At 63.2% G+C, this 21,842-nt stretch carries 21 protein-coding genes and 1 other RNA gene; 14 read left to right on the top strand and 8 right to left on the bottom strand.

Annotated elements, in window-relative coordinates; genetic code table 11:
* Positions 1-7: 7 nt before the first annotated feature.
* The 3 genes from LB528_RS21155 to LB528_RS21165 all read right to left on the bottom strand — a co-directional run bounded on the left by LB528_RS21155 (position 8) and on the right by LB528_RS21165 (position 4,738).
* Positions 8-1,885: an extracellular solute-binding protein gene (locus LB528_RS21155; RefSeq protein WP_224716180.1), complete on the bottom strand. Its 1,878-nt coding sequence runs from the start codon at positions 1,883-1,885 to the stop codon at positions 8-10.
* The gene (locus LB528_RS21160; protein ID WP_224716181.1) at positions 1,885-3,768 is read right to left on the bottom strand and encodes an extracellular solute-binding protein; all 1,884 of its coding nucleotides are present in this window, start codon (positions 3,766-3,768) and stop codon (positions 1,885-1,887) included. Before LB528_RS21160 ends, LB528_RS21155 begins: the two co-directional genes overlap by 1 nt.
* Before the next feature lie 253 nt (positions 3,769-4,021).
* On the bottom strand, positions 4,022-4,738 hold the full coding sequence (locus LB528_RS21165; protein WP_224716182.1) for a c-type cytochrome: 717 nt from the start codon (positions 4,736-4,738) through the stop codon (positions 4,022-4,024).
* Between the two features lie 192 nt (positions 4,739-4,930).
* Between LB528_RS21165 and LB528_RS21170 the strand changes: the two genes are divergently transcribed.
* Complete coding sequence (locus LB528_RS21170; RefSeq protein ID WP_224716183.1) at positions 4,931-5,659, top strand: 3-deoxy-manno-octulosonate cytidylyltransferase; 729 nt, start codon at positions 4,931-4,933, stop codon at positions 5,657-5,659.
* A 9-nt stretch (positions 5,660-5,668) separates the two neighbouring features.
* Positions 5,669-6,532: a prephenate dehydratase gene (locus LB528_RS21175; protein WP_224716184.1), complete on the top strand. Its 864-nt coding sequence runs from the start codon at positions 5,669-5,671 to the stop codon at positions 6,530-6,532.
* Between the two features lie 51 nt (positions 6,533-6,583).
* Here the strand turns inward: LB528_RS21175 and LB528_RS21180 are convergent, their stop codons facing one another.
* The 5 genes from LB528_RS21180 to LB528_RS21200 form a co-directional block, all read right to left on the bottom strand.
* Positions 6,584-7,009, bottom strand: a complete 426-nt coding sequence (locus tag LB528_RS21180; protein ID WP_224716185.1) for a type II toxin-antitoxin system VapC family toxin — start codon at positions 7,007-7,009, stop codon at positions 6,584-6,586.
* Positions 7,009-7,260 (bottom strand): type II toxin-antitoxin system Phd/YefM family antitoxin, encoded by a 252-nt coding sequence (locus tag LB528_RS21185; RefSeq protein WP_224716186.1) that lies wholly within the window; start codon positions 7,258-7,260, stop codon positions 7,009-7,011. Before LB528_RS21185 ends, LB528_RS21180 begins: the two co-directional genes overlap by 1 nt.
* 159 nt (positions 7,261-7,419) lie before the next feature.
* Positions 7,420-7,725 (bottom strand): Dabb family protein, encoded by a 306-nt coding sequence (locus LB528_RS21190; protein ID WP_224514136.1) that lies wholly within the window; start codon positions 7,723-7,725, stop codon positions 7,420-7,422.
* 10 nt (positions 7,726-7,735) lie between these two features.
* Positions 7,736-8,677: an NAD(+) diphosphatase gene (gene nudC, locus LB528_RS21195; RefSeq protein WP_224716187.1), complete on the bottom strand. Its 942-nt coding sequence runs from the start codon at positions 8,675-8,677 to the stop codon at positions 7,736-7,738.
* A gap of 53 nt (positions 8,678-8,730) precedes the next feature.
* Entirely contained in the window at positions 8,731-9,150 is a 420-nt protein-coding gene (locus tag LB528_RS21200; RefSeq protein WP_224716188.1) for an HIT family protein, read from the bottom strand.
* Between the two features lie 182 nt (positions 9,151-9,332).
* Between LB528_RS21200 and ffs the strand changes: the two genes are divergently transcribed.
* From ffs to LB528_RS21260, 12 genes are all read left to right on the top strand, one after another.
* Positions 9,333-9,429, top strand: an RNA gene (gene ffs / locus LB528_RS21205) — signal recognition particle sRNA small type.
* 105 nt (positions 9,430-9,534) lie between these two features.
* Positions 9,535-11,346, top strand: coding sequence for a DNA polymerase III subunit gamma/tau (locus tag LB528_RS21210; protein ID WP_224716189.1), 1,812 nt, complete (start codon positions 9,535-9,537; stop codon positions 11,344-11,346).
* 21 nt (positions 11,347-11,367) lie between these two features.
* Complete coding sequence (locus tag LB528_RS21215) at positions 11,368-11,691, top strand: YbaB/EbfC family nucleoid-associated protein (RefSeq protein ID WP_040993963.1); 324 nt, start codon at positions 11,368-11,370, stop codon at positions 11,689-11,691.
* A gap of 216 nt (positions 11,692-11,907) precedes the next feature.
* Positions 11,908-12,891: a cell wall hydrolase gene (locus LB528_RS21220; RefSeq protein ID WP_224716190.1), complete on the top strand. Its 984-nt coding sequence runs from the start codon at positions 11,908-11,910 to the stop codon at positions 12,889-12,891.
* Positions 12,892-12,991: 100 nt separating this feature from the next.
* On the top strand, positions 12,992-13,597 hold the full coding sequence (gene recR, locus LB528_RS21225; protein ID WP_224716191.1) for a recombination mediator RecR: 606 nt from the start codon (positions 12,992-12,994) through the stop codon (positions 13,595-13,597).
* 32 nt (positions 13,598-13,629) lie between these two features.
* Positions 13,630-14,904 (top strand): lytic murein transglycosylase, encoded by a 1,275-nt coding sequence (locus LB528_RS21230; RefSeq protein ID WP_263487398.1) that lies wholly within the window; start codon positions 13,630-13,632, stop codon positions 14,902-14,904.
* Positions 14,905-15,165: 261 nt separating this feature from the next.
* Positions 15,166-16,803 carry an ABC transporter substrate-binding protein gene (locus LB528_RS21235; RefSeq protein WP_411962228.1) on the top strand — a complete coding sequence of 546 codons (1,638 nt, stop codon included), beginning with the start codon at positions 15,166-15,168 and terminating at the stop codon, positions 16,801-16,803.
* A gap of 15 nt (positions 16,804-16,818) precedes the next feature.
* Complete coding sequence (locus LB528_RS21240; protein WP_224716193.1) at positions 16,819-17,886, top strand: ABC transporter permease; 1,068 nt, start codon at positions 16,819-16,821, stop codon at positions 17,884-17,886.
* Positions 17,883-18,803 carry a nickel transporter permease gene (nikC, locus tag LB528_RS21245; RefSeq protein WP_224716194.1) on the top strand — a complete coding sequence of 307 codons (921 nt, stop codon included), beginning with the start codon at positions 17,883-17,885 and terminating at the stop codon, positions 18,801-18,803. Before LB528_RS21240 ends, nikC begins: the two co-directional genes overlap by 4 nt.
* Before the next feature lie 10 nt (positions 18,804-18,813).
* The gene (locus tag LB528_RS21250) at positions 18,814-19,650 is read left to right on the top strand and encodes an ABC transporter ATP-binding protein (protein ID WP_224716195.1); all 837 of its coding nucleotides are present in this window, start codon (positions 18,814-18,816) and stop codon (positions 19,648-19,650) included.
* Positions 19,647-20,393, top strand: a complete 747-nt coding sequence (locus LB528_RS21255) for an ABC transporter ATP-binding protein (RefSeq protein ID WP_224514123.1) — start codon at positions 19,647-19,649, stop codon at positions 20,391-20,393. Before LB528_RS21250 ends, LB528_RS21255 begins: the two co-directional genes overlap by 4 nt.
* Positions 20,394-20,559: 166 nt before the next feature.
* The gene (locus LB528_RS21260; RefSeq protein ID WP_224716196.1) at positions 20,560-21,837 is read left to right on the top strand and encodes a 4-aminobutyrate--2-oxoglutarate transaminase; all 1,278 of its coding nucleotides are present in this window, start codon (positions 20,560-20,562) and stop codon (positions 21,835-21,837) included.
* Positions 21,838-21,842 lie beyond the last annotated feature (5 nt).

The raw sequence follows: 21,842 nt of genomic DNA on the forward strand, positions 1-21,842 counted from the left end.
GATCATGTCAGGCTTTGCCAATCTTTGCCGCCTTGCCCTTGTCGAACCACCACAGCGCCTCGACCGGAAAGCCGAAATCGGGTTTCTGTTCCGGAAAACCGAACATGTCCCAATAGGCGCTTCGGTGATTCGCCAGATACCAACTTGGAATCCAATCGCGCCGCGCGCGCAAGGCCCGGTCCAACGCACGCATGGCGGTGGTCAGGCTTTCACGATCCTTGGCGGCGCCCACGGCATCGATTAACGCATCGATTGCCGGGCTTGCAACGCCCGGCAGGTTGCGCGAACCCGATACTGAGGCGCTGCGCGAATGGAAGAAAATCTCCAGATCGTCGCGGGTCGGCGTGGCGCTGAAATTGAAGGCGGCCGACAGCAGGTCGAAATCGAATGTCGATTGCCTGAGCTGATACTGCGCTGAATCCACCAGACGGATCGAGGCGTCGATGCCGATGGCCTTCATGTTGGCGACCCAGGGCGAATAGACCTGCACGAAGGTCTCGTCATCGACCAGAAATTCGACGGCCAGCCGCCCGCCCTTGTCATCGACCACGAAATCGCCGGAGCGTTTCCAGCCGGCCTCGGCGAGCAGCTTCAGCGCCGCGCTCAGTTGCTTGCGGTCCCGCCCGGACCCGTCCGAGGCCGGCTGCGTCACGGCCTCGCCGAAGGTCTCCGGCGGCAACTGGTCGCGCAGCGGCTCAAGCAGCGCCAACTCCTGCGGCGTCGGCATGCCCGAGGCCCGGAAGTCGGATTTCTCGAAGCAGGATTGCGAACGCTCATAGGAACCATAGAAAAAGTTGCGCCGTGTCCATTCGAAGTCGAAGCAGAGCGCGATCGCCTGCCGCACGCGCGGATCCTTGAACTGCTCACGCCGCTGGTTGACCGCGGTGGCCTGCATCGAAGGCACCGTCTCGGCCGGGAACTCATGCTTGATGACCTTGCCGGCGGTGAAGGCCGGAAAATCGTAGGCTGTCGCCCAGACGCGCGAGGTGAACTCCTCGCGGTAGAGGATCTCGCCCTTTTTGAAGGCCTCGAAGCCTGCGGTGCGATCCTGGTAGAACTCGATGCGGATGCGCCCGAAATTGTTCAGGCCGCGATTGACCGGCAGGTCGTTGCCCCAATAGTCGGCCACCCGCTCATATTCAATCCAGGCGCCGGCCGACCGGCGCCCGACCTTGTAGGCGCTTGAGCCGAGCGGCGGGTTGAGCTGCGAGGAATCGAACGGGTTGGCCGTAAAGAAGGCCTTCGAAAGGATAGGAAATCCGACCACGTTGAGGATGGTGCGGGCCGACTGCTTGCCGGAGAATTTGAGCTCTACCGTGTGGGTGTCCTTCGCTACCGCGTCATCCAGATGCGTCAGCGACAGCGCGTAGTCCGGATGCCCTTTGTCTTTCAGCAGTTTGAAGGTGAAGGCGACATCGTCGGCGGTGAGCGGGGTGCCGTTATGGAAGCGCGCCTGCGGGCGCAGCGAGAAGGTGAAGCCGTTGCGGTCGTCGGAGATCGTAACACCGTCGGCGATCAATCCATAGACCGCGTCCGGCTCGTCGAGTGCCCGTACCATCAGGGAATCGAAGCACATCTCCATGCGTTGCGGGGAATCGCCCTTGGGGACGAATGAATTCAGTGTGTTGAAGGTCTGCGGGCTCTGGTTCGCACCCCAATTGGGCGGCGAGAAGTTGAAGCTGCCGCCTTGCGGCGCATCGACATTGACATAGTCGAAATGCGTGAAATCGGCCTTGTATTTGAGGTCGCCGAAGGCCGACAGGCCATGCAATTTGACGCCGGTCGGGGTCTCGGCAAAAGCTCGGCCGGGCAGCAACGCGGCGGCCGTGGCTGCGGCGCCGAGCGCCAGGAAGTCGCGGCGAGGAAGCAAAGTCCGCCGCCCCATCAATTAACGCCCTTATATTTGGCGGCCAGCGCCTTTTCTCTCGCAGGATCGATCCACCAGGAATCGAGATCAACACCGATATAGCTGGGTTGTTTTTCGGGGAAGCCGAACTTGTTCCAATAGGCGGCGCGCACTTTTCCCAAATGCCACTGCGGCACCATATAATAGTTCCAGAGCAGCACTCGATCGAGAGCGTGCGTGGCGGCAACAAGATCATCTCGGTCGGTTGCCAAGATGACACGGTCGACCAATGCGTCGACCACCTGGTTCTTGATGCCGGCAAGGTTACGTGACCCCGGGGTATCTGCGGCCTTCGAGCTCCAGAAGTCCCGTTGCTCGTTACCAGGCGAGTTCGACTGCTGGAAGCTTGCCAGCGCCAGCACGTCGAAATCGAAGGCGCGGGTGCGATTTGTGTATTGGCTGTCATCGACGATCCGCAGGGTGGCGTCGATACCCAAACGTCGAAGGTTGTCCATGAAGGGAGCGGCTACGCGCTCGTCGACAGGATCGTTGCCAAGAAACTCGATCTTGAATTGGGTCCCCGTCTGCGCATTGACCAACTTGCCTCCTTTGTTGATCCACCCTGCCTGCTTCAGGAGATCATAGGCTTTCCGCAAATTCTCACGTGCCGATTGCGGCGTGTCGTAGACCGGCAGTTTGAACTCAGTGGTGAACAGCTCAGGGGGCAGCTTGTCCCGGTATTGCTGTAAGATCTCCAGTTCCTTGCCTTGCGGCAATCCGCGCGAAGCCAGGTCGCCGCCTTCGAAATAGCTATCGGTGCGCGTATAGGCACCGAAAAAGATCGTCCGATTCATGGACTCGAAATCGTAGGCATAGGTCAAAGCTTGACGCACCCGCACGTCTTGAAAAAGCGGCCGTCTCGTATTTATGACGTAAGCCTGCATCGGCTGTGGAGAGGTAAGAGGGAACTCCTTCTTGATGACATCCGCCGCTTTGACAGCCGGGAATGTGTACTCGACCGCCCAGCGCTGGGCACGTGCCTCTGCGCGAAAGTCCTCAAAGCCGCCCTTGGTGAACGCTTGCCACGAGGCGTTGTCATCAAGGAAGTAGCTGAAGCGCTGGGTGTCGAAATTCTCACGGCCGATCTTCACCGGCAGCTTGGCCGCCCAATAGTCGGGCACGCGCTGCCAGACGATCTCAGAGCCGGCCTTGAAGCTCGCAATCTTGTAGGCGGCGGAGCCCAGCGGCGGCTCCAGCGTCGGCCGGGTGATGTCGCGCTTCTTGCCGCTGGCGTCGGTGCCCTCCCACCAGTGCTTCGGCAGGACGACGAGATCGCCGAGGATCTTGGGCAGCTCGCGGTTGCCCTTCTGGCTGAAATGGAACTCAACCTCGCGGTCCGAGATCGCGACGGCGTCGGTCACGTTCTCGAAATAGCGGTTGTACATCGGGCTGTTCGCTTTGAGGACTTGGAACGACCAGACCACGTCGTCGGCGGTGATCGGCTGGCCGTCATGCCATTTGGCGCGCGGATCGAGCCGGTAGGTCGCCGAGGAATAGTCGGACGGATATTTGTAGGCTTCGGCGACCAAAGGGTGGCTGACGCTGCCTTCGTCCGTCGCCTGTTCCATCAGCGTGTCATAAAGCAGCCCGCCGCCAAACTGCGCAAAGCCGGCGGCTACGGAACCCTGCACGATGTAAGGATTGAAGCTGTCGAAAGTACCGATAACAACTCGGTTCAGCGTGCCGCCCTTCGGCGCATCCGGATTGACGTAGTCGTAGCGCTGAAAATTATCGCCGTATTTTGAAGGTCCGATCAGCGACGACGTCGTGCGCCACTCATCGGCGAAGCCGGCCTGCAGGCTGGCGGCGAAGGCGAACACCAATGCCGATGCGAAAAGCGTGCGGAAACGGCCAACCGTCATGCGTTCTCCTCGTCGCGAGCCCTGGAGCATTCATCGTTTCATGGGAACGACGGCCGCTCTATCGCTTGTTTCGACGCAATTCCGGACGGAAAACCCGGTTCCGCTTTCCTGGAATTGCTCTGCCACCCGCAATCTAGATCATTTGACGCCGGTGAAAACCGCAAGTGCCGCCTTTGTCGCCGTCCATGCAGCTTTCTAACAGAAAAGCCGGGACGAACCCGGCTTTTCCAAGGAAGTCTTTATGACAAATTGTTTATTGGGCGGGCGCGGCCGGCTTGGCCGGAGCGGTTCCCTCGGCCGGCTTGGCCGGAGCGGTTCCCTCGGCCGGCTTGGCCGGCGCGGCGCCTTCCGCGGGCTTCGCGGGTGCGGCACCTTCCGCCGGCTTGGCGCCTTCGGCGGGCTTGGCTTCGGCCGAAGCGCCCGGCTGCGGCAGCGGCTTCGGATTGTCCGACAGCGTGCGCAGATAGGCGATCACGTTGGCGCGGTCTTCTTCCTTCGGCAGGCCGGCAAAGCCCATCGCCGTGCCCTTCACGAACTTCTTGGGCGCGGTGATGAAGTGGTTGAGGTTCTCATAGGTCCAGTGCTCCTGGCCGCCCTTGGAGAAATCCTTCATGCCGGCCGAATAGGCGAAGCCCTCATGCTCGGCGACGGGGCGGTCGACGATGTCCCAAAGATCCGGACCGACCTTGTTCGGGCCGCCCTTTTCGCCCGAATGGCAGGCCTGGCACTTCTTGAAGATGGCGGCGCCCGCTTCGGCATTGGCGGTGGCAAGCAGGTCGGCGATCGGCTTTTCAGCCGCGGCAGGCGCGGCCGGGCCGCCTTCGGTCGGCTCCTGGGTTTCGATGGCGAAGCCGGGCTTTTCGGGCGCCGGCGAGGCGAACAGCCCGTCCGAGACGAGGCCTATTGAAAAGACGATGAAGCAGGTTCCCAGAAATCCGCCGAGCAGCTTGTTGACTTCGTTGGAATCCATACGCCCCTTGCTCCCTTTTCCGGCGGACCGTCCCGTCCACTCCGTCCGTCGGTATCGCGAACTGCCCTGAAAGGCCAGTCAAACCGGGCGGAAACTAGGTCTTTTGCTCTGGCGTTGCAACACCTATAAGGGCGCTTCCAGTGAGACCTTTTGCCACTTTCCATCCGCTTTTTTCGGCCGCCCAAAAATCCGATGTCGACGTTGATCCTGATCCCCGCCCGCATGGCCTCGACGCGTCTGCCGGGCAAGCCGCTGGCCGACATTGCGGGCGCGCCGATGATCGTCCATGTCGCCCGCCGCGCCGCCGAGGCCGGGCTTGGCCGCGTGGTGGTGGCGACCGACACCGAAGCCGTCGCGCAGGCCGTGCGGGCGCATGGCTTCGAGGCTGTCATGACCCGCGCGGATCACGAATCGGGCTCCGACCGCATCTTCGAGGCGCTGACGGCCCTCGACCCCGAAAAGCAGGTAGAAACGATCGTCAACGTTCAGGGCGATCTGCCGACCGTCGACCCCGAGATCATCGGCGCGTCGCTGCGGCCGTTCGAGGACAAATCGGTCGATATCGCCACGCTCGGCGTCGAGATCGTGCGCGACGAGGAGAAGACCAATCCCAATGTCGTCAAGATCGTCGGCTCGCCGCTATCGTCGACACGGCTGAGGGCGTTTTATTTCACCCGCGCCACCGCGCCCTGGGGCGAGGGGCCGCTCTATCACCACATCGGCCTCTATGCCTATCGCCGTGCGGCGCTCGAACGCTTCGTGGCGCTCAAGCCGTCGCCGCTCGAGCGGCGCGAGCGGCTGGAGCAGCTGCGCGCGCTGGAAGCCGGCATGCGCATCGACGCCGAGATCGTCAAATCGCTGCCGCTCGGCGTCGACACGCCGCACGATCTCGAACGCGCCAGGCAAATCCTTTCAAAATGAGACATGAGCATGCCTGAAAAGACCAACAGAATTTCCTTCCAGGGCGATCCCGGCGCCAATTCCGACACGGCCTGCCGCAACATGTTTCCCGCGATGGAGCCGTTGCCGTGCCCGACCTTCGAGGATGCCTTCAACGCGGTCGAGACCGGCAAGGCCGACCTCGCCATGATTCCGATCGAGAACACCATCGCCGGCCGCGTCGCCGACATCCACCACCTCTTGCCGGAATCGAAGCTGCACATCGTCGGCGAATATTTCCTGCCGATCCACTTTCAGCTCATGGTGCTGCCGGGCGTGAAGCGCGAAGAGATCAGGACCGTCCACAGCCACATCCACGCGCTCGGCCAGTGCCGCAAATATATCCGCAAGAACGGCTGGAAGCCTGTGGTCGCCGGCGACACGGCGGGTTCGGCCAAGATGGTGTCGGAGGTCAGGGACCGCACCATGGCCGCGCTGGCGCCGGCTTTAGCCGCCGAGCTCTATGGGCTCGACATCATCGAGAAGAATGTCGAGGACACCGACTCCAACGTCACCCGCTTCGTCGTGCTGACCAAGAACAAGCAATGGGTGGAGCGCCCCGTGCCGGACGCCAAGATGATGACCACCTTCATCTTCCGTGTCCGCAACGTGCCGGCTGCGCTCTATAAGGCGATGGGCGGCTTCGCCACCAACGGCATCAACATGACCAAGTTGGAGAGCTACCAGCTTGGCGCCTTCACCGCGACGCTGTTCTACGCCGACATCGAAGGCCACCCGGACGACCCGCTGGTCAAGCTGGCGCTGGACGAGCTGCGCTTCTTCTCGCGCGAAATGCGCATTCTCGGCGTCTATCCGGCCAGCGCCTCGCGCGAGCAGTGGAAGGTAGCGGATTAAGGCGTGTCGCCCTGTCGGGGCAAAGACATGCACGAAACGATGAGTTGAGGCCTACGCTTGGTCGTCCCATGGATTTACCAGCGTTACTCCCATTCCCTCGAAATCGCCAATGTTGCGCGTCACCAGCGTCATCCGTCGGGTGAAGGCCGTGGCCGCGATATAGGCGTTATTGATCGGTTTGGGATTGGGCACATGCCATTGTGCCGCCTGAACGGCGGCTGCCTCGTCCAGCGGCAGGATTCGACCGGAGAATGTTGTGAGAACCGCATTTTCCAACCAATTGCGCAATGCTTTGCCAGCAACGGCATCATGGCGTTCCACCAGTCTTACGCCAATCTCCAGCTCGTGCAGAACGGCGGCCGAAATGAAGGTTTCGGCAGGATCGACGGTTTCGTTCCAGAGCACGACATTGGGATGCGCCCTACCGCTCGATACCTTTCGCAATTCGGATACGACATTGGTATCGAGCAACAGCATTAGGAAAGGTCTACCGGCTGGGCGCGTTCCGTGCGAGGCGGCAGCGGCAGGTCAAAGTCACCTGCCTCCGGCGCAGCCAGCATGTCACCGAGCGACCGCGTTTTGCCGGTGAGCCGTTTATATTCATCGAACGACATGAGGACATGCACTGGCCGCCCTCTGTCGGTGATGATCACCGGACCGTTCTTGGCAGCGCGTTTTGCGCGGCCAAGATCCTGATTGAGTTCGCGACCCGAAAGCGTGGTGATCATATCAATTTCACCAAATGTGGTTACGTAACCACATCTAATGCGTTTGAGCAGAAATTGCAAGGTTGGACGAACGGATGGCAACCCATCGCAAGTGCGTGATTGATTGTGCCCCGTGCTAGGAGTGTGCCAGGCGGCTCAACCTGTTTACCACGACTGCGCTTAGATTGCCGCGCTCAGCGGCACGTAGTCGATCTCCAAAAACTTCTCGACCTCGGGCACCCAGCGGTCGCGCACGAAGGCGACATGGTCGGGATGTTCGTTGTAGCGCGTGTAGGCCGCCTGGTCGGCGAACTCCATCGAGAAGCCGAACTGGTAGTCGTTTTTCGGGCTCACCTGCCGCAGCTGCTCGAAATGCGTGACGCCCTTGATCCCGGTCAGGATTTTCTTCGCGTCGTGCAGGAAGCGCTTTGTCTCCAGCGACTGCAACGGATGTTTCAAGGTGAACACGACGGTGTGGCGGATCATTCTTCTGCTCCTATTCGCTATCGACCCAGGCGCGGATGAGGTGATGGGCGATTGCCCCTTTCGGCGGTGTAATCAGGCCGTCGGCATGCTGCCTGTCCAGCATGGTGCGCACCTCGTCCCGGAAGAACCAGCGGCAATCCTCCAGCTCGTTGAGGTCGGCCTGGATATTCTCGTTGAGCGGCTCGCCGAAGCAGCCGATCATCAGCGAGTAAGGGAACGGCCAAGGCTGGCTGGCATGGTAGACGACGCGGCCGAGCCGGATGCCGGCCTCTTCCAGCGTCTCGCGCCGCACCGCCGCCTCGATCGTCTCGCCCGGTTCGATAAACCCGGCAAGCGCCGAATACATGCCCGGCGCGAAATGCCTGCCGCGCCCCAGCAGGCATTTATCGCGCGTCACCGTCAGCATGATCGCCACCGGATCGGTGCGCGGAAAGTGGTCGGTGCTGCAGGAAGGGCAATGGCGCCGGTAGCCGCCGGCGCGCATCTCCGAGCGGTTGCCGCATTTCGAGCAGAAGGCGTGGCTGGCGTGCCAGGCAAGAAGCGCCGCCCCTTGCGCCAGCGCGCCGGCGGCGGCCTCGTCGATCAGCCCCTGCATATAGACCGACCGGTAGTCGATCGCCTTGATCGTTTCGGGCAGCTTTTCCGGCTCGACGCTGGCGGGCACCGCAAGCACAGGGCCTTCCTCTGAAAGGCCGAGCAGCACTGCTTGGCCGAGCGAAGCCTCGAAGGCCTGGCTTTCATCCGGCTTGAACCACGGGTCGAACTTGCCGCCGTCGAGTTTGAGGTAGAGCCGGCCGGCATGCATCAGCATCAGCCGCGCGGTCCGGTCGGCCAGCGCCTTCTCGACCGCATCGTCGGCCCGGTTCTCGGACTGACGGTCGATCCGGTTGCCGGCGAAACCGACGAATTGGCTCGGCTCGCGCAAGGGCGCGTCAAACAGGCGAAAGCTCATGGGGACTCGGGCAGGTGAGGGACACAAGGGGCGCTGAATGGACAATGCTCAGCTTATAGCGCCGCCTTGATCGTTTCGGCAAACCGCCTGATGTCGGAGCGCTGGTAGGGCTCGCGTATGCCGTGGCCCCAGACCGGTCCCGGCCAGCCGGGGTCGCCCTCTGAGCGGGCGACAACGTGGACATGCAGCTGGCGCACGACGTTGCCGAGCGCGCCGGTGTTGATCTTGGTGCAGCCGGTCACCCGCTTCAGCGCCTGCGCCACCATATTGGTCTCGAAGGTCAGCATCGTCTGGTCGAGCGGCGTCATTTCGTGGATTTCTTCCACGCCGGGCCGCTGCGGCACCAGCATCAGCCATGGCCAGCGGCGGTCGTTCATCAGCCTGAGCTCGCAAAGGCCAAGCCACATAAGCTGCTCGCTGTCCGCCTCCAGCCGGGCGTCCAGCGTGAATCCGGCCTCAAGGCCAGGCAGCATGGGCATTTCCTTCACTTTTGTTGTAAGCATTTTCCAAACCCGGAACGCTAGAGCGGCGGCAAGGTGGCTGCAAGCGATTCATTGACCGCTATTATCGATTTGAAGGACTTTCCGCCTCGATGCGGTTGCGGGTTCCGGCTCGGCCCTTGCATTTCGCTGCCGAATTGCCGATATGGAGCCCGGGAGGTTGGTGGTGGACGATCCACTCGCCAACCGGGTCAGGTCCGGAAGGAAGCAGCCCTAACGAGCCCGGAACGGGTCATTGTTCCAGCCTCCCACCTCTTCGCCTTTCTCCCGCGACATTGACGGCGCCAAGCCGTGCGGGCGAGACTATGCGCAGGAATCGGCCGCCTTCCGTCGCGGTCTGGGAGCTTTTGACGGCGAATGAGCGAAGTCGGAAACTTGGGGACGGAAAGCCTGGAGACCGGCAAGGCCGGCGCCTATCGCGTCCTGGCGCGCAAATACCGCCCTTCGAATTTCTCCGAGCTGATCGGCCAGGAGCCGATGGTCCGCACGTTGACCAACGCGTTCGCCACCGGCCGCATCGCCCAGGCCTGGATGCTGACCGGCGTGCGCGGTGTCGGCAAGACGACGACAGCACGCATCCTCGCGCGGGCCCTAAACTACAAGACCGCGACCGTCGACCAACCCTCCGTCGACCTTTCGATCCCCGGCGAGCATTGCCAGGCGATCATGGAAGGCCGCCATGTCGACGTCATCGAGATGGACGCCGCCTCGCACACCGGCATCGACGACATCAGGGACATCATCGACCGCGTGCGCTACGCGCCGGTCTCCGCCCGTTACAAGGTCTACATCATCGACGAAGTGCACATGCTCTCCACCCAGGCTTTCAACGGCCTGCTGAAGACGCTGGAAGAGCCGCCGCCGCACGTCAAATTCATCTTCGCCACCACCGAAATCCGTAAAGTGCCGATCACGGTCCTGTCGCGCTGCCAGCGTTTCGACCTGAGGCGCATCGATGCCGGTGCGCTGGTCGGGCATCTGGCCTCGATCGCCGCCAAGGAAGGCATTTCCGTCGATGACGAGGCCCTGGCGATGATCGCGCGGGCCGCCGAAGGCTCGGCCCGTGATTCGCTCTCCATCCTCGACCAGGCGATCGCCCATGGCAGCGGCACTGTCAGCGCCGACGCGGTGCGCGCCATGCTAGGCCTCGCCGACCGCGCCCGCATCATCGACCTGTTCGAGCATGTCATGAAGGGCGACGTGGCGGCGGCTTTGGCAGAGTTCCGCGCGCAATACGACACCGGCGCCGATCCGGCTGCGGTGCTCACCGACCTTGCCGAGTTCAATCACCTCGTCACCCGGCTGCGCTTCGTGCCGGCGGCAGCCGACGATGCTTCGCTTTCCGAAGACGAGCGCCGGCGCGGCGCCGAATTCGCCAGCACGCTTTCGGTGCGCGTGCTGTCGCGGACCTGGCAGATGCTGCTCAAGGGCATTCCCGAGGTGCAGTCGTCCAACCGCCCCGTCAGCGCCGGCGAAATGGTGCTGATCAGGCTGGCGCATGCCGCCGACCTGCCGACGCTGGACGAGGCGCTGAAATCGCTGGAAGGCGCGGGACCGCTGCCGAATGGCGCGCCGCGCGCCAATGGCGCACCGGTCGGCAATGGCGGCGGCGCAAGTGCTGTCGCGCAGACCCGGATGCCCGGTTCAAATGGCGGTGCGCAGACCATGCGCCTGGTCGAAGCGCAGCCCGCGCCGGCTGCGTTTGTCCCAGCACCGGAGCCGGTTGTCGAAACCCCTGTCGTTCCGGTCAAATCGCTGGCCGATATCGTCGCGCTTGCGGACGCCAATCGCGACATGGCCTTCAAGGTGCTCCTGAAACGTTGCGTCCGGCCGGTGCGCGTCGAGCCCGGCCGTCTCGACGTGGCGCTGACCGACGACGCGCCCAAGATGCTGCTCAACGAGCTGACCTGCAAGCTGCGCGCCTGGACCGGCCGCAACTGGCTGGTGTCGCTGTCGAAGGAGGAGGGCGGCCAGACACTGGCCGAGATGGAGACGACGAAGCGCGAGAACGCTTTCTCCGATGCCAAGAGCGACCCGACAGTCGCGGCCATCCTCGCCCGCTTCCCCGGCGCCAAGATTATCGACGTGCGCATTCCGGACGTGCCGGACGTGGAAGAGGCCGAGGCCGAAGTGCCGGTCGAGCCTGCGGCCGACGACGACGAAATCTGAAACAATTTAGAGGACCACCCGATGAAAGATCTTCTCGGCCTGATGGGCAAGGCGAAGGAAATGCAGGCCAAGTTCCAGGCCATGCAGGACGAGATCGCCACGCTTGAAGCCACCGGCCAGGCCGGCGGCGGTCTGGTCAGCATCACGCTGACCGGCAAGTTCGAAATGAAGGCGCTGAAGATCGATCCGTCTTTGATCAAGGCGGACGAAGCCGAGATCCTCGAGGACCTGATCCTTGCCGCCCACAATGACGCCAAAAATAAGGTCGAGCAGGTGATGCAGGAGAAGACCAAGGCACTCACGGCAGGCTTGCCGATCCCGCCCGGAATGAAATTGCCGTTCTGAGGCAGTGTCCGCCAGTTAATTGATTATGAACGGAAATTGAGTCCGGGCTGCAATATTAACCATTTGCCGGCAATGTTCACGGGCTCATTTCGCGGCATTCATAAAGTTTTACCCAAGTCCAGAAGTTGCTAACCTTCTAGCCATCTTTTTGCCTGAAAGAGTCTCATTCTTGCCACATCTCGGGGCGGGCTGGCATCTGGACATGAGGCTTTTTTGGTGATCGCGACGCGATGGAAGACGCCGCTGCTGCTTATCGGCATCGTCACTTCCCCCTTGCTCCTGGCCGGTTGCAGCCAGACCACTTCCTCCCATGGCATGTCGGTGTCGGGTCTGACCGACGCCCTCACGCCGAGCTTCCTCAGCTCGCGCTCCTATACGATGAAGGACAAGGAATGCCTGCAAAGGGCGATGTTCTTCGAGTCCAACCGGTCGAGCCGTGACGGCATGATCGCCGTCGGCACGGTCGTGATGAACCGGCTGCGCTCGGGCCAGCATGGCAACACCATCTGCGAGGTCGTCGGCGAGAGGGGCCAGTTCGCGCCCGGCGTGCTGACGCGGCCGATGAACTCCAGGGCGCTGCCCGACGTCGAGGAAGCCGCGAACGCGGTGCTGAAAGGCGAGCGCAAGGCCAAGCTCAAGAACACGATGTATTTCCACACCGCCGGCCTGCGCTTCCCTTACAAGAACATGCATTACACCATGGTGGCCGGCGGCAACGCCTTTTATGAGAAGCGCGGCCGCAACTGGCAGCCGCTGCCGGACGAGCCGATGGTCGCTATGGCCTCCGACAAACAGCAGAAAATCAACCTTGCCGCCCCCGTGCTGGTGGCTTCCGCCGAGCCGGTGGTCAAGACGATCGTACGCCCGGATCCGGCCAAGCAGGCCGCGATGAATGCGGCCGAACCGACGCTTCCGGCCAAGGCGGCAATCGTTCCGGCCGAAGTGACCTATGTGACGGCCGCTGCTGCTCCTTCGCAGAAATCCGGCCGCCTCGCGCAGAAGCCGATGGTCGTGGCGATGCAGGAGCCGATGGCCGAGCCGGACGCCTCGCGTTTCGGCGGCACGCTCAAGGGCCGCTACATCTCTTCGGTGCCCAGCGCGCCGCAGGAAGCGTCGATGGGCTTCCAGTCGACGCCTGAGAATACCGACGCCATCGGCGCGATGATCGCCAGCCAGGATCGGCCGCTCGAAACCAACTGAACCCGATTTCATCCAATACAGGGCCTGCCATGGCAGCATGGCAGGCCCTGTGCCCTTGCTGGCTGTTCCAAACCGCTCTGAAAAATCCTAGATCAGGGCGATGTCGAAGAGAATCGCCGGTCCGGAAATCGAACGCCTGATCCAGCTCCTGGCCAAGGTGCCGGGGCTAGGGCCGCGTTCGGCGCGGCGCGCCGCGCTTCATCTCATCAAGAAGAAGGAGCAACTGCTCGAGCCTTTGGCCGCCGCCATGGGCGAAGCGGTCGACAAGGTGCGCATCTGCTCGACCTGCGGCAACGTCGACACCTCCGATCCTTGCATGATCTGCACCGACCCGCGCCGCGACGCCGGCACGCTGATCGTCGTCGAGGACGTCTCGGACCTTTGGGCGCTCGAGCGCGCGGCGGCGATGAACGTGCGCTACCACGTGCTCGGCGGCACGCTGTCGCCGCTCGACGGCATCGGTCCCGATCAGCTCAACATCCGTTCGCTGGTCGACCGGATCGCCGGCGGCGAGGTGAAGGAAGTCATCCTTGCCGTCAACGCCACGGTCGAGGGGCAGACGACGGCGCATTATCTGACCGATCAGTTGTCGGGTTTCGAGGTGAAGATGACTAGGCTGGCGCATGGCGTGCCGGTCGGCGGCGAGCTCGATTACCTCGACGAAGGCACGCTGGCCGCGGCGCTACGGTCGAGGACGGCGTTTTGAGCGGGCTGGGGAGGGGGCGCACTGTGTCTGGAATGCGTCCTTCGAAGCCGGGGGGTGTGAAGGAACGCTACCTCCGCGTATTCGCCACTGTGCTCTTTTTGGCCGCGTTGGTTTTCTCTTTCACCACCCCCTCCCACGCCGCCCCCATCGATGACCAGTTCCAGGCCTGGCTTCAAAACGACCTCTGGCCCGAAGCCAAGTCCAAAGGCATCTCGAAAAAGACCTTCGACGAGGCCTTCCTCGGCGTGAAGCCGAACCTGAAACTGCCCGATCTCGTCCTGCCCGGCGAGAAACCGACGACGCCGCAGAAACAGCACCAGGCCGAGTTCGGCCCGCCTGCCGACTATTTCGCCGAGAAGATCATCCGTGCCGTCACCTTGGGCGGGCGCACACGCGAGGGCGCCAACGCCCGGGTGCTCGGGCTGATCGAGAAGCGTTACGGCGTGCCGGGCGAGATCGTGCTGGCGGTCTGGGGTCGCGAGACCGGCTACGGCGCGGCCAAGATGCCCTACGACGCCTTCGAGGTGCTGGGCACCAAGGCGTTCATGTCGACCAAGAAGGATTTCTTCCGCACCGAGGTGTTGGCGGCGCTCGAAATCGTCGAGCGCCGGCTGGCGCCGGTCAACGCGATGAAATCGTCCTGGGCCGGCGCGCTCGGCCAGCCGCAATTCATGCCGACCTCCTTCTTGAAGCACGCCGTCGACTTCGACGGCGACGGCCGGCCCGACATCTGGAATTCGACGCCCGACGTGCTCGCTTCGATCGCCAACTACCTCGTCCATTACGGCTGGGTGCGGGGGCGCGGCTGGGGGACCGAGGTGACGGTGCCGACCAATGTCTCCTGCTCTCTCGAAGGACCCGACCAGGGCAAGAAGATCGCCGATTGGGTGGCGATGGGCATCCGGCGCGTCGATCGTAAGGCGTTTGCAGCGAGCGAATTGAAGGCCGAGGGTTTCCTGCTGATGCCGGCCGGGCGCAGCGGCCCGGCCTTCATCGTCACGCCGAACTTCTATGTGCTGAAGCAATACAACAACAGCGATCTCTACGGCTTGTTCATCGGCCATGCCGCCGACCGCATTGCCAAAGGCGACGCCAACTTCGTCGGTGCCTGGGGCGCGGTCGGCGATCTCCACCGCTCCGATATCGCCGCTCTGCAGCGGGCACTGGAGGACAAGGGCTACGATGTCGGCAGCGCCGACGGCCTGCCCGGCTTCAAGACCCGCCGCTCGATCGGCATCTGGCAGGCAAAGAAAGGCAAGTCCGCCACCTGCTTTCCCGATGCCGCGCTGGTCGCCCAGCTAAAATAGCTGCCCGCTAGAGACCGATCCTGGTAGATTTTTGCGGATCGGCGGTTCAATTAGCCGGCGCATGGGCCGACTCATCGCGATCCGTTTGGTTCGATACAGTGTCTCGCAAAATGCGCGTTGCCGGTTCGAAAACCGCTGAATAGGGTGTTGACCAACTGGACAAAAAACACGACGGTAAGCGGTCAAAGCCGCAGCCGGCTTGCAAGAATAATACAGCCCTGAGCCGGGAACTCAGGTCAAACAAAACAGGGAACGATCACCATGATGCTGGAAAAGTTTGCTCTCCGCTCTCGCGCCTTGCTGGCGGGCGCCGCGCTGTCCGCGCTGCTCGTCGCGCCCGCCTTCGCGGTCACGCCCGCCGACACGCTGGTCGAGGGCTTTGCCATCGACGACATCATCTCGATGGACCCTGGCGAAGCGTTCGAGCTGTCGACGGCCGAAGTCACCGGCAACACCTATGATCTGCTGGTCCGGCTCGACCTCAGCGACACCTCGAAGGTCAAGGGCGACCTTGCCGAGAGCTGGACCGTTTCCGATGACGGCCTGACCTACACTTTCAAGCTGAAGCCCGGCATGAAATTCGCATCCGGCAATCCGATCACCGCAGCGGACGTCGCCTATTCCTTCGAACGCGCCATCAAGCTCGACAAGAGCCCGGCTTTCATCATCAACCAATTCGGTATCACCGGCGACAACGTTACCGAAAAGGCCAAGGCCGTCGACGACACCACCTTCCAGTTCGTCGTCGACAAGGCCTATGCGCCGAGCTTCGTGCTCAACTGCCTGTCGGCCACCGTTGCTTCGGTCGTCGATGCGAAGCTGGTCAAGGAGCATGTCGCCGCCGTCGCGCCGAGCGCCGACTACAAATGGGACAACGATTTCGGCAATGCCTGGCTGAAGACCGGCTATGCCGGCTCGGGACCGTACAAGCTGCGCGAATGGCGCGCCAACGAGGCCGTCGTGCTGGAGCGCAACGACAATTACAATGGCGAGAAGGCCAAGCTCGCCCGCGTCATCTACCGCAACATGAAGGAAAGCTCGGCGCAGCGCCTGGCGCTTGAAGCCGGCGATATCGATGTTGCCCGCAATCTCGAGCCGAACGATCTCGACGCCATTGCCAAGAACGCCGATCTCACCACCACCAGCGCGCCGAAGGGCACGGTCTACTACATCAGCCTCAACCAGAAGAACCCAACGCTCGCCAAACCCGAGGTTCGGCAGGCGTTCAAATATCTGGTCGATTACGACGCGTTGAGCACCACTATCCTCAAAGGCATCGGCGAGATCCATCAGTCTTTCCTGCCCAAGGGCGACCTCGGCGCCATCGATGACAATCCTTTCAAGTTCGACGTCGCCAAGGCCAAGGAGCTTCTGGCCAAGGCCGGGGTGCCCGATGGCTTCAAAGTAACGATGGACGTGCGCACCGGTCAGCCGACCACCGGCATGGCGGAATCGATCCAGCAGACGCTCGGCCAGGCCGGCATCAAGCTGGAGATCATTCCGGGCGATGGTAAGCAGACGCTGACCAAATACCGTGCCCGCAACCACGACATCTATATCGGCAACTGGGGTCAGGACTATTTCGATCCGAACTCCAACGCCCAGACTTTTGCCTCCAACCCGGACAATTCCGACAACGCCAAGATCAAGACGCTGGCCTGGCGCAATGCCTGGGACATTCCGGACCTGACCAAGGAAACCGAGGCGGCATTGCTGGAGAAGGATGCGGCTAAGCGCGCCGATATGTACAAGGACCTGCAGCAGAAGATCATGGACACCAGCCCCTTCGTCATCATCCACCAGCAGCTGGAAGTGGCGGGCCTGCGCAAGAACCTCCAGGGCTTCAAGCTCGGCCCGAGCTTCGATACCAATTTCGTCTGGGCGGTCTCGAAGCAGTAACCCCGGGCGCGACGCGTGAGCGTAGCTGAAAACCAGGCGGCGGCCGGGCGCGGCAGCGCCCGCGCCGTCGCCATCCTATCGTCGCTCGGCCGCTTTCTGGTCATCGCGGTCACGACCTATCTCGGTCTGCTCGCGGTGACCTTCTTTATCGGCCGGGTCATCCCGATCGATCCGGTGCTGGCCGTTCTCGGCGATCGCGCGCCCACCGCCGTCGTCGAGCGCACGCGCCGGGAGATGGGCCTCGATCTGCCCTGGATCGAGCAGTTCTACCTCTATGTCAAAGCTGCGCTGAGGGGCGACTTCGGCACGTCGGTGCTGACCACCAATCCGGTGATGTCCGATATCCGCCGCGTTTTCCCGGCGACCATCGAACTGGCGACGCTGGGCACAATCATAGGCGCCGTCATCGGCGTGCCGCTCGGCGTGCTGGCCGCCGTCAAGCGCGGCAGCCTCATCGATCAGGTCGCCCGCATCGTCGGCCTCATCGGCTATTCCGTGCCGATCTTCTGGCTGGGGCTGCTCGGGCTGGTGCTGTTCTACGCCAAGCTGCAATGGATCGCCTTCCCGGCGCGGCTCGATGTCGTCTACGAATACACCTTCACGCCGATCACCGGCTTCTATCTGCTCGATGCCGCGATCCAGGGGCAGTGGGACGTCTTCTACGATGCCTGGCGCCACATTGTCCTGCCGGCCGCGCTGCTTGGCTATCTGTCGCTCGCCTATATCAGCCGCATGACCCGCTCCTTCATGCTGAACGAGCTGGCGCAGGAATACATCGTCGCGGCGCGCGCCAAGGGCCTGTCGGAGCGTCGCATCATCTGGGGTCACGCGCTGCGCAACGCCGCCGTGCCGATGGTGACGGTGATCGCGCTTTCATACGCCAACCTGCTCGAAGGCTCGGTGCTGACCGAGACCGTCTTTTCTTGGCCGGGCATCGGCCTCTACATCACCAATTCGCTGCAGAATGCCGACATGAACGCCGTGCTCGGCGGCACCATTGCCATCGGCTCGGTCTTCATCGCCATTAATCTTTTCTCCGATCTGCTCTACCGGCTGCTCGATCCAAGGACGAAGACCGGATGAGCGTTGCAAGCATCCAATCCCGGCGCGCGTGGCTGTTGAGCGAGCGGCCGGCCTCGCGCCTGCAGGCAAGGCTCGGCCGCGCCTATGTCGCCTGGCGCCGCTTCTCCGCCAACCGGCTGGCGCTGGTCGGCATGCTGATCATTGTCGCGCTGCTGGTGGTCGCCGCGTTTGCCGACGTGCTGGCGCCTTATTCGCCGACCGTTGGTGATCTCAAGAACGCCCGCCTGCTGCCGCCCGGCGCCGCGCACTGGTTCGGCACCGACGACCTCGGCCGCGACATCTATTCGCGCGTCGTCTACGGCGCGCGCTGGACGCTTTATGTGGTGATCCTCGTCGCCATCATCGCCGCGCCCATCGGCCTGCTGGTCGGCACGATCGCCGGTTATGCCGGCGGCTGGACCGACACGATCCTGATGCGCATCACCGATATCTTCCTCGCCTTTCCGAAGCTGGTGCTGGCGCTGGCTTTCGTGGCGGCGCTCGGCCCCGGCATCGAGAACGCCGTGCTGGCAATCGCCATCACCTCCTGGCCGCCATACGCGCGCATTGCCCGCGCCGAAACGCTGACGGTGCGCAACTCCGACTACATCAAGGCGGTGCAATTGATGGGCGCCTCGCCGTTTCGCATCGTGCTGCGCCACATCATGCCGCTCTGCATATCCTCGCTGATCATCCGCGTCACGCTCGACATGGCGGGCATCATCCTCACCGCCGCCGGCCTTGGCTTCCTCGGTCTCGGCGCGCAGCCGCCGCTGCCCGAATGGGGCGCGATGATCGCGTCCGGCCGCCGCTTCATCCTCGACCAGTGGTGGGTTGCCGCAGCCCCAGGTGCGGCCATCCTCATCGTCAGCCTCGGCTTCAACCTGCTCGGCGACGGCCTGCGCGACGCACTCGACCCCCGGAGCGGCGACCAATGAGTGGCGATCAATGAGCGACACGCTCCTCGAAGTCGACGATCTGCGCGTCACCTTTCCGACCCGTACCGGCCTCGTGCAGGCCGTGCGCGGCGTCTCCTTCTCGCTCGGACGCGAGCGTCTCGGCATTGTCGGCGAGAGCGGCTCCGGCAAATCGCAGACCGGCCGCGCCATCATGGGCGTTACCCCGCCGCAGGCCGAGGTGTCGGCGAAGAGGCTCGCCTTCGACGGCATGGACTTGCTATCCATGTCGCCGCGTGAACGCCGGGCGCTGCGGGGAAGCCGCATCGCCATGATCCTGCAGGATCCGAAATATTCGCTCGATCCGGTGATGACCATCGGCCGCCAGATCGTCGAGACGCTGCGCACGCATGAAAAAGTCTCCAAGGCCGAGGCGCGCGAGCGCGCTTTAGCCATGCTGCAGGCGGTGCAGATCCGCGATCCGGCCCGCGTCTTCGACCTTTACCCGCACGAGGTCTCGGGCGGCATGGGCCAGCGCGCCATGATTGCCATGATGCTGGTCACCGGGCCGGAGCTGATGATCGCCGACGAACCGACCTCGGCACTCGACGTCACCGTGCAGCTCGACGTGCTCAAGATCCTCGACAAGCTCGTCGCCGAGCGCGGCATGGGGCTGATCTTCATCTCGCACGATCTGCGCCTGGTTTCGTCCTTCTGCGACCGCGTCGTCGTCATGTATGCCGGCAAGGTCGTCGAGCAGATCAAGGCTTCGGAGCTGCGCGACGCTCAGCACCCTTACACGCGCGGCCTGCTCAATTGCATGCCGAGGATCGGCTTCGAGCGCCATCCGCTGCCGGTCCTCGACCGCAAGCCGGAGTGGGCGGCATGACGGCTTCCATCACTGTCGAAGGGCTGGAAGTGGTCTTCGACCGTTTTCGCGCGCTGAAGGGCGTCAGCCTCGAGGTCAGGGAAGGCGAATCCTACGGCCTCGTCGGCGAAAGCGGTTCCGGCAAGTCGACGCTGCTGAGAGCCATCACGGGCCTCGCGCCGGTTTCCGCAGGCACCATTACCGTCAACGGCAAGACGCTCGGCAAAACCCGCGACAAGGCGTTCTATCGCGAGGTGCAGATGGTCTTTCAGGATCCTTACGGCTCGCTGCATCCGCGACAGACGGTCGACCGCCTGCTGCAGGAGCCATTGGCCATCCACGGCATCGCCGACGGCGAGAAGCGCATCGAGCGCGCGCTGGACGAGGTTGGGCTTGGCAAGGGCTTCCGCTTCCGTTACGCGCACCAGCTCTCCGGCGGCCAGCGCCAGCGCGTGGCGATCGCTCGTGCGCTGATCCTGGAACCTTCGATCCTGCTGCTCGACGAGCCGACCTCGGCGCTCGACGCCTCGGTGCAGGCGGAGGTGCTGAACCTGCTCGAGGAGGTGCGGCGGCGCCGTAAGCTCACCTTCCTGATGGTCAGCCACGACCTCGCCATCATCACCCATATGTGCGAGCGGCTGATGGTGATGCAGAACGGCGAGGCGGTGGAGACGCTGACCGCGAGCCAGCTGATCGGGCATCGGGTGAGCGAGGATTATACGCGCAACCTGCTGAGGGCGAGCGAGGGATTTGTGAGGGCGTAATATTCCGCCCGAACGGTGCACGCCGACTGAGGAGGACCTCGCTCGCCGCCAGGCCCAATCGACTGGGCCAACGTGCCAACTTGAGGAAAACGTGAAATAAGGTCAGAAGGATTTCGATCAACGGAACGGGCGCGATCCCGAACAGGGATGCCCGATGAGGGACGATATGAAGAATTCAGCCATTTCCGAACGCAAGAACCAGTCGATCTCGCGCGGCGTCGGCATGACGACGCAGATTTACGCCGATCGCGCCGAGAATTCGGAAATCTGGGATGTCGAAGGCCGCCGCTACATCGACTTCTCGTCCGGCATCGCCGTCGTCAACACCGGCCATCGCCATCCGAAGGTGATCGAGGCCGTCAAGCAGCAGCTCGACCGCTTCACCCACACCTGCCATCAGGTCGTACCCTATGAGAGCTACGTGCATCTCGCCGAGCGCCTCAACGGCATGCTGCCCGGCAAGTTCGACAAGAAGACCGTGTTCGTCACCACCGGCGCCGAGGCGGTCGAGAACGCCATCAAGATCGCCCGCAACGCCACCGGCCGTCAGGCGGTCATCGCCTTTTCGGGCGGCTTCCATGGCCGCACCTTCATGGGCATGGCGCTGACCGGCAAGGTCGTGCCTTACAAGGTTGGCTTCGGCGCCATGCCGGGCGATGTCTTCCACGCGCCGTTCCCGGTCGCGCTGCATGGCGTGTCGGTCGCCGATTCGCTTGCCGCGCTCGACAAGCTGTTCAAGGCCGACGTCGATCCGGGCCGCGTTGCCGCCATCATCGTCGAGCCGGTTCAGGGCGAGGGGGGTTTCTACGAAGCGCCGCGCGATTTCATGGCAGCGCTTCGCAAGATCTGCGACCAGCACGGCATCCTGCTCGTCGCCGACGAGGTGCAGACCGGCTTTGCCCGCACCGGCAAGATGTTCGCCATGGATCACCATGATGTTGCGCCCGACCTCACCACCATGGCCAAGAGCCTCGCCGGCGGGTTCCCTCTGTCGGCCGTCACCGGCCGCGCCGAGATCATGGACGCGCCCGGCCCCGGCGGGCTCGGCGGCACCTATGGCGGCAGCCCGATCGGCGTTGCCGCTGCGCACGCCGTGCTCGACGTCATCGAAGAAGAAAAGCTCTGCGACCGCGCCAATGCGCTGGGCGCCAGGCTGAAGCAGCGGCTGGTTTCGATCCGCGAGGACGTGCCGGCGATCGTCGACATCCGCGGCCCAGGCTTCATGAACGCCGTCGAGTTCAACGACGAGAAGAAGGGGCTGCCCTCGGCGGAATTCGCCAACGCGGTCAGGCTGAAGGCGCTGGACAAGGGCCTCATCCTGCTCACCTGCGGCGTCTACGGCAACGTCATCCGCTTCCTGTCGCCGATCACCATCCAGGACGGCGTCATGACCGAGGCGCTGGATATCCTGGAGACCTCGATCCGCGAGGCGCGGGCCGCCTGAAGGGC

Origin of the sequence: Mesorhizobium sp. CA4 (assembly GCF_020165075.1) — a bacterium.
Lineage (GTDB): Bacteria > Pseudomonadota > Alphaproteobacteria > Rhizobiales > Rhizobiaceae > Mesorhizobium.

Coding starts and splice junctions, on each gene's coding strand:
- LB528_RS21155 (WP_224716180.1), bottom strand. CDS start 1,885: ATGGGGCGGCGGACTTTGCTTCCTCGCCGCGACTTCCTGGCGCTCGGC.
- LB528_RS21160 (WP_224716181.1), bottom strand. CDS start 3,768: ATGACGGTTGGCCGTTTCCGCACGCTTTTCGCATCGGCATTGGTGTTC.
- LB528_RS21165 (WP_224716182.1), bottom strand. CDS start 4,738: ATGGATTCCAACGAAGTCAACAAGCTGCTCGGCGGATTTCTGGGAACC.
- LB528_RS21170 (WP_224716183.1), top strand. CDS start 4,931: ATGTCGACGTTGATCCTGATCCCCGCCCGCATGGCCTCGACGCGTCTG.
- LB528_RS21175 (WP_224716184.1), top strand. CDS start 5,669: ATGCCTGAAAAGACCAACAGAATTTCCTTCCAGGGCGATCCCGGCGCC.
- LB528_RS21180 (WP_224716185.1), bottom strand. CDS start 7,009: ATGCTGTTGCTCGATACCAATGTCGTATCCGAATTGCGAAAGGTATCG.
- LB528_RS21185 (WP_224716186.1), bottom strand. CDS start 7,260: ATGATCACCACGCTTTCGGGTCGCGAACTCAATCAGGATCTTGGCCGC.
- LB528_RS21190 (WP_224514136.1), bottom strand. CDS start 7,725: ATGATCCGCCACACCGTCGTGTTCACCTTGAAACATCCGTTGCAGTCG.
- nudC (WP_224716187.1), bottom strand. CDS start 8,677: ATGAGCTTTCGCCTGTTTGACGCGCCCTTGCGCGAGCCGAGCCAATTC.
- LB528_RS21200 (WP_224716188.1), bottom strand. CDS start 9,150: ATGCTGCCTGGCCTTGAGGCCGGATTCACGCTGGACGCCCGGCTGGAG.
- LB528_RS21210 (WP_224716189.1), top strand. CDS start 9,535: ATGAGCGAAGTCGGAAACTTGGGGACGGAAAGCCTGGAGACCGGCAAG.
- LB528_RS21215 (WP_040993963.1), top strand. CDS start 11,368: ATGAAAGATCTTCTCGGCCTGATGGGCAAGGCGAAGGAAATGCAGGCC.
- recR (WP_224716191.1), top strand. CDS start 12,992: ATGTCGAAGAGAATCGCCGGTCCGGAAATCGAACGCCTGATCCAGCTC.
- LB528_RS21230 (WP_263487398.1), top strand. CDS start 13,630: ATGCGTCCTTCGAAGCCGGGGGGTGTGAAGGAACGCTACCTCCGCGTA.
- LB528_RS21235 (WP_411962228.1), top strand. CDS start 15,166: ATGATGCTGGAAAAGTTTGCTCTCCGCTCTCGCGCCTTGCTGGCGGGC.
- nikC (WP_224716194.1), top strand. CDS start 17,883: ATGAGCGTTGCAAGCATCCAATCCCGGCGCGCGTGGCTGTTGAGCGAG.
- LB528_RS21250 (WP_224716195.1), top strand. CDS start 18,814: ATGAGCGACACGCTCCTCGAAGTCGACGATCTGCGCGTCACCTTTCCG.
- LB528_RS21255 (WP_224514123.1), top strand. CDS start 19,647: ATGACGGCTTCCATCACTGTCGAAGGGCTGGAAGTGGTCTTCGACCGT.
- LB528_RS21260 (WP_224716196.1), top strand. CDS start 20,560: ATGAAGAATTCAGCCATTTCCGAACGCAAGAACCAGTCGATCTCGCGC.